Source organism: Sphingobacterium sp. SGG-5, from assembly GCF_011043525.1.
Lineage (GTDB): Bacteria > Bacteroidota > Bacteroidia > Sphingobacteriales > Sphingobacteriaceae > Sphingobacterium.
Genome location: NZ_JAAKGO010000018.1, coordinates 1 through 6,808 on the forward strand (window position 1 = coordinate 1; position 6,808 = coordinate 6,808).

At 47.7% G+C, this 6,808-nt stretch carries 3 protein-coding genes; all 3 read right to left on the reverse strand.

All coding sequences use genetic code 11. From position 1 onward, the window contains the following. Positions 1–4,689 (reverse strand): hypothetical protein (locus G5B30_RS17025; protein ID WP_206367175.1); only part of this gene is annotated, 4,689 nt, incomplete at its 3' end. A gap of 178 nt (positions 4,690–4,867) precedes the next feature. Beyond that, positions 4,868–5,485: a Crp/Fnr family transcriptional regulator gene (locus G5B30_RS17030; protein WP_165321217.1), complete on the reverse strand. Its 618-nt coding sequence runs from the start codon at positions 5,483–5,485 to the stop codon at positions 4,868–4,870. Positions 5,486–5,551: 66 nt separating this feature from the next. Next, complete coding sequence (locus G5B30_RS17035) at positions 5,552–6,442, reverse strand: PorP/SprF family type IX secretion system membrane protein (protein ID WP_165321218.1); 891 nt, start codon at positions 6,440–6,442, stop codon at positions 5,552–5,554. Positions 6,443–6,808 lie beyond the last annotated feature (366 nt).

The following is a 6,808-nucleotide window of genomic DNA, read 5'->3' on the forward strand; positions in this document are numbered from 1 at the left end:
CGACAATGTCGCGCCGGTCTGCAGGCGATAGACTTGATTGGTACTAAATTTTGCATAGACCAACCCTACGCCGGAGGTTAATGATAAACCCCACACATTATCGTTAGCGGTTTGCGATACCGTAGTATAGGTTGAAAAGTCAGCGCTGTATTTGCGTACGCCCCCGTATTCCATAGAAACATAAAAATTCCCCTGATCGTCCTGACGTATCGACGTTACGTTGTATGGCAAACCGGAAACCACCGGGGTAAAACTGCTGCCTCCATCATGACGAACAATAGATCTGCTAACCCATGTGGCGATATACAATTTATCATCGGTACCGAATGTCAGACCAAACGGACTAAAAGGTAAACCTGTCAAAATATCTTCTTTTGCATTCGTAACCTTGTGTACGCGGAAAATTTTGGTTCCACCTAAGTCTGCGGCATATATCCAATCGCCATGGTCAGCCAACGACATTGCTCCATAAGGATTGTTGGCAAAACCCACCTCGGCTGCACTGGGATCGGATAAAGGTATACGGGTAATGCTGGAAGTAGAAGAATAATAACGAGGTATATAAATATAACCATCGGCAACATGCAAGGAAAAGACACTTCCGCCTTGTAGCCCTGACTTCCACAGGCTTGTCGTACCGTCTGTTGCGATTTTATAAATCTCCGTACCGTTAGAGGTAATCGCATAGATATTACCTGCGTCGTCACCGGCTACCCCACCTATCCCCTTCCCAGCCGGAATATTGCCAAAGGCAACAGCCTGGCTCTGTCCGCCCAAGCTGAAGGTCAACCAATCCGGCAATACTTCTGCCGACAAAGTCGTCGGCAACAGTTCGTCTCCGGTAGCGGTAATACTGTAATTGTACAGCTGCCCATAAGGTATCGTCAACGTCGGCGTGCTCGTGAATTGGGGTGCCGTGCCACCAATAGCCTGAAGCTCGTAGGCACCCATATCGATCACACCCCCATCGCTATATTTATAGATCCGGTCGTTGCCCGCAAGATCTTTGGTATTGGCATCTAAGCCGGTAAATAAACTATTGCTCCCTTTGTTTACCGCTGGACTGGAAACAGCCAAGCTATAGTCGCCATTGCCGGCATCCGTGAACTCCGGATCTATACCTATGCTATTATTTCCGCCATCGGTACCAAAAGAAGCCTTCCATGCCGATCCTGTTTCGCCTTCATTGTTGCCGATCAAGCTGTAAGAAACTGTAGGCATTGCTGATCCGTTATGCTTCAGATTATTATCGATCCGGTTACTTCCATTGATATAATGGTTCCCCCAGATAATACTATTTTGTACAATAGCACCTGCGCTCGTACCATTATTATATAATCCCCCTACACTTTGATAGCGCTTCGAAGTATTACCGCTAATCGTGGTATTGATAAATCGTGGAGCGGAATCCTCTATCCATACGCCGCCACCGCTCCCTTGGGCTGTATTGTCGCTGATTAATATGTTTTTAAAGGTACCATTGGAACTTGCACCCATATTGTAAATACCTCCTCCGTTGTTGTTGGCATTGCCCGGATTGGTGGTATTGTTCTGGATAACGCTATTGGTCACGGTAATGGCCGAATTGAGGTTAAAAATACCTGCGCCGCGATTAGCCCAGTTGTCGGAAATAATCACATTGTTTAATACGACCGGAGAAGCATCATTCGACATACCGCCACCGTAGCTCCCCGAAGCTTTGTTGCTACTTAGGGTGACATCAGTGAATGTAGCAGTAGAAGCATAGTTATTGCTCACACCACCACTTATTCCAGCAGTATTTCCATCAATGATGGTATTGTTAACGGTTCCGGTGAAAGCCACATTATACATACCACCTCCACTGTCTCCGGTATTGTTCCTGATTTCTGAATGACTAATACTGCCCGAAAAGCCATTTGTATAGAGTCCTGCACCGAAACCTCCTTGATTTCCGTCGACTTTCACCTGATCCAGCACGGCAGCAGAGGTATGTAGCCATATTCCTCCACCTGAAACCGTTCGGGCATCATTGCCGGTAACAAGTATATTGGAGAGTGTAGGCGAAGCGCCTTTAATATAAATGCCTGCACCATGCGCATCTATATGTTGCCCGTTGATGCCATTAAGACCCGTGACTGAAGATGCCTTACCTCCTTTTACCGTAAAGCCGTCCAGCAACGCACTTCCTGTGTTTCCGGCAAACACCATTACTTTATAAGCATTGTCTGATCGGTTTACATCCATATCGTTACTGTCATCTCCGCCAAGGTCTCCGCTTAGGATAGTCTCGTAGGTAGGATTATCCAAATCCCGGTCTTCAATAGCATCTTCGTCGCCCGCAAAACCGCCGTACACTTTTACATTATTGACCATGAGGAAGGTATTCCATCTATCTAAAGGGTCTGCATCTGAAAGGTTGTCGATGCGATATGCCGGTTTATATGTACCGCCCGCGACCCAGATCTCCTTGATATCCGTATCTGTTTTTGCGGCTTTTAAAGCATCTGCCAATTCGCCAACAGCATTACCCCAGCCGTCGCCGGAGCCATTGCCCGAACCACCCTTCTTAACGTAAACAACACCATTGCCATCCGGTTCGATGGGAATAATGACGGAAAATTCAGCTTGTGCAGTGCCGGCGGAGAAAGCTGTAGTTCCTCCATTGGTGCTGGCATCTGCTGTCGATCTGGTACCGTTGATCGTAGCCGTGCCGCTGGTCTGGTCCCAGCCACGGAAGGTCAAGGTTGCCGTCTCGGCACCAGTACCCGCGATATAGTGGAGCTGGGCCTCGGAAGATAATAACAGCGCAGCACTGTTAGATATTGTTCCTACACCGAACCATGTGGCTCCATCTGTGGAATATTCCCATGTACCGTTACCCGAAGCAGCGGTAATAGCTATTCCCGATAACGCACCTGCATCCGAATCTGAATAAGTGACCGCAGGTCCCGATAACATCCCGCTGACCAACGCTGTCGGCGAATCGGGGATTCCAGGAAAACCGGGCAATATATAAGGTCCACCGGAAAGGGTGGGCGCCGAATTTGTCTGGGGAATTGTTGAGTAATCATAGGGTATGATCAAGGCGTAAGGAAATCCGGGGGTGTTCGCGAAAACTTCGCGACCGGTGCCGTCATTAAGGTTGGCACGCATGATAACCACGACATTATTCTCGTCTTGATTAAGCCAATAGATCTTGCCCTGCTTCTTATCAATTGACACAGATACCGGCCAGCAGTTATCAACTATTGTCTGGCGAGAGCCGCTGTCAGCATGTTTACGTTCAATCTTTCCGTTGTCATCACCGTAGTTGTCCCAATAAACAAACCGGGTTTCGTGGTCGAAGTACAAACTCCAAGGGTACCCTACTGCTGTCGCAAATTCTTCAATATCTTGCCCGTTCAAGCTTGAACGCCTAATGGCCGAAGACGTCTCGTCGAACCAGTAAATTTTCCCGCCGGATATATCCAGGGCCAAACTGACTGGTTTTTCACCACTCACTACAATTTCCCGGTTGGTACCGTTCAAATTTGCTCGTTCAATTTGGCCAGCGGTGTAAGAATTCCAATATATCTTTCCGTGAATCGGATCAAGAATAATACAGTTGACGTCACCAGTACTCGTAACTATTGTTTCTATGGAGGATCCATCTAGATTAGACCGATATATTTCTTCATTATCTAAATGATTCCAATAAAGCTTTTCGTCTATCGGATCCACCGCGATACTGTATACCTCATCCGTTTGCCCATTTGATAGCACGGGAGTCCTATTTTGCCCATCTAAGTCTATGGATTCGATGGTGGCGATATCGTAATTATGCCAAAATAATTTTTCATAAATGGAGACTGGAGTACTGTTCGGGATACTCAAATCACACGCAGAAGGTATAGATAGACCTGCGCCATTATTATCAAAAAGCCAATTCGCCCTGTCCATTACAGCCGTCCGAATTTGAGCTACAGTTGTATAAGGACCGCCTGCGCAAGTATTGAACCGCCCTGAATAGGCTGAATTTCCGGTTGGGGGAATAGCTCGAAAGGCACTAATGCCATTGACTAACCCTGGGGGTATAACCGATTTTGATGGGCTATTGGTACAGTCTGCAGCATCCCAATTTGCATCGGTGGTATTGGCGGTGCATTTATTAAAATGTAGACCGGCTAGGAAAATAACACCTGCATCTGTCGGTGAACCACTTCCGCCTTGAAAAGCAATAATCTGATCGCCGCCTGGAGCGGACAACAGTAATCCGGTAGATGCTGTATTTGCTCCGCTACCGTAGTGTTCTGTCTTTTCTACGGTACCGTTTAGGGTTGAGGTATCCGTTGCTGGATCATATTCTTTCGATGTCAAGCCGGTTATAACAACCTGGGTACCCATGGGGAGGGCTGTGCCAGCGACCCATCGTATAGTGCCTTCGGAAGAAGCGATATTCTGCCATGAGCTTCCCCCGAAATATCCTCGATCCGTGAAGTTTATGTGGGTTCCTGCCGAAATATCTTTCAACAAAACAAATGAAATCACGTCGGCATTTTCTGTGGTACCGGGTATTACATTATAACCGGTAAAAATAATATCCCCAGCAGATAATGTCGTTCCTCCTGGGACTGCATAGGTGCTCAAATTAAAGAAACATATTATCCACAGCAGAAACATCCGTGGTGAAAACAAGGTCATCGGTAGATTCATATACTTTTTTTTCATATTTTTCAAGGTCTTCGTATCTCGTTTGGTTTGGAGTATGTAACTACTATCCCAATACTTATTTCATATAAGTAGAATTCCAGAGCGAAAGTACGGGTTCGCTTATAAAACTGAAATAACCAACCTTAAATTATTGACATATATCAATAACTTTTTTTGCTGTTCGGAAAATCGTATATTATAAGGGTGGATTTTGTAGCGCTTTTGCACGGATACGACAGAGGGTTTCTAATGTCATACTCAGATAGGATGCGACATATTTCATCGGAATTCGACCCACCAGCTCCGGCCGAGTCCGTGTAAAGCGTCTGTACCGCCGTTCTGCCGAGGGCAGCCGCGATAAGAAAGCCCGTTCTTCAGCGTCTCGATAATAACGTTCCAGGATTTTTCGGCCAATGATATTGGCTTCGGGAAAACGTTCGTACATTTCGTCGATAGCCTGTCTTTCAATTTCAATCAACAAGCTATCTTCAATGACCTGGAGGTGTTCTTCGGTCTCCTGATCCAGCCCCAGACTCCGTATGCTACCGACGACATGGTTTTCTCCGTTAATCCACGTAGTGATCTCCTGTCCCTCGTCCTTGATAAAGCCTCGTACACAACCTCTGATGATAAAATAGAGTTTCTCCTTCGTATCCAAAGTACTTCGGATGAATTTTCCTTTCTTGACCGAAAGGTAGGTAGATTTCCCACTGATAAATGTTGCTATTTCTTCTGAAATGGGGTGTAAGAACGCAAAGCAAGTTATAAGCTCAAAGCCAGGGGTCTTCTGTAATTGATCTGGTAGATATGTCATCGGCACTGTTCGGTGCCGTAAAGATAATTATTTATAAAAAATAGAAAAGAAATCGATTAAAAAAAATTACAACAACCCCACGCCGCCGACTCGGTAGCGCAGGCCGATCTCATGGGTGTTGACAGAGATACGCTGGTCCAATGTACGGCTGTTCGGACTGAACTGATAGCTGTAGCCGATACCGAAGTCACCGAAGTTCAGCTGCAGCAGGCCCGAAAGGTCGCCCTGGTTCTGCACGCCCATACCCAATCCCAGCTTCCGGCCCATGAACAGCAGTACGCTCAGGTCATAACGCGGATCCATATCGTCCATATGGCTCACTAATACTGAAGGACGGACATGGAAGGCATCGTCCAGCCTCAGCAGTGCCCCTGCGGTGATGTAGTACACGTTCCGGAACTCATATTCGATATCGTCCGGACGGCTCAGCGAGAACCGCGGCATCGATACACCGAAGTAATAGCGCTCCGGACGGTAATAGCTCGTCGAGATGCTCAGGAAACCGCCGGTCTCCCGGACATTGTCACGGAAGGAAGGATCGTTCTGGTCGTCAATGCTGCTGTAGTCCCCCTGGAAGTGCACGAAGCCACCGCCCATCGATAGGCTCAGGTACTCGTATTCGGTGATGCGTACCGCCTTGGCCACATAGGCCGAGAACTCGCTCTCCTTGGTGACACCGTAGGCGGCATGTTTGGCATCAAGACCTACAGACAGCAGGGCGTTCCGCAGCCCAACGTTGCCGCTGGCCCAGATGGATTTGGGTGCCCCGTCCACGCCGGTCCACTGGCTGCGGCCAAGCATGGAGAAGCTACCGCCGAGATCCATCGTGCTCAGCGAGCTGTTGAAGGTGTTGCGAAGCTGGCCGAACTGGTTGTAGCTCACGCCGTGCTGGGCTTTTGTCAAGAAGGGCAGTAGTGCCAGAGTCAATAGTGCCGTAAGGGTATATTTTGTTTTCATAAAGGTTCTTTTTCTGTCTGTTTTTCTAATTTTCTTATCTCAAATCTCACTACTCAAATCTAATGTCTTTATCGCTCGAGCCGCGAAGGTTTTGTCCTCTTGCCGGACGGGCAGGCACTTGGTATCGGCCAAGTGCCCAAGCCTTGTCGCTGTACCGGCTCGCTACAATGTCTCTTCCTTCTTACCATACGCGACCCGCTGAGGCGACACCTATAGCTCTTGTACAGATACTGCTTCTCATATCTCACGTCTCAATACTCAATACCTGCCTATCGTAGGCAGGCGCATATCGCAATACAAAATTACTGCCTGCGGACGATAAAGAACCCTTTCTCGCGCTTCCATGTGCCGCCGTCCCTGATGTCG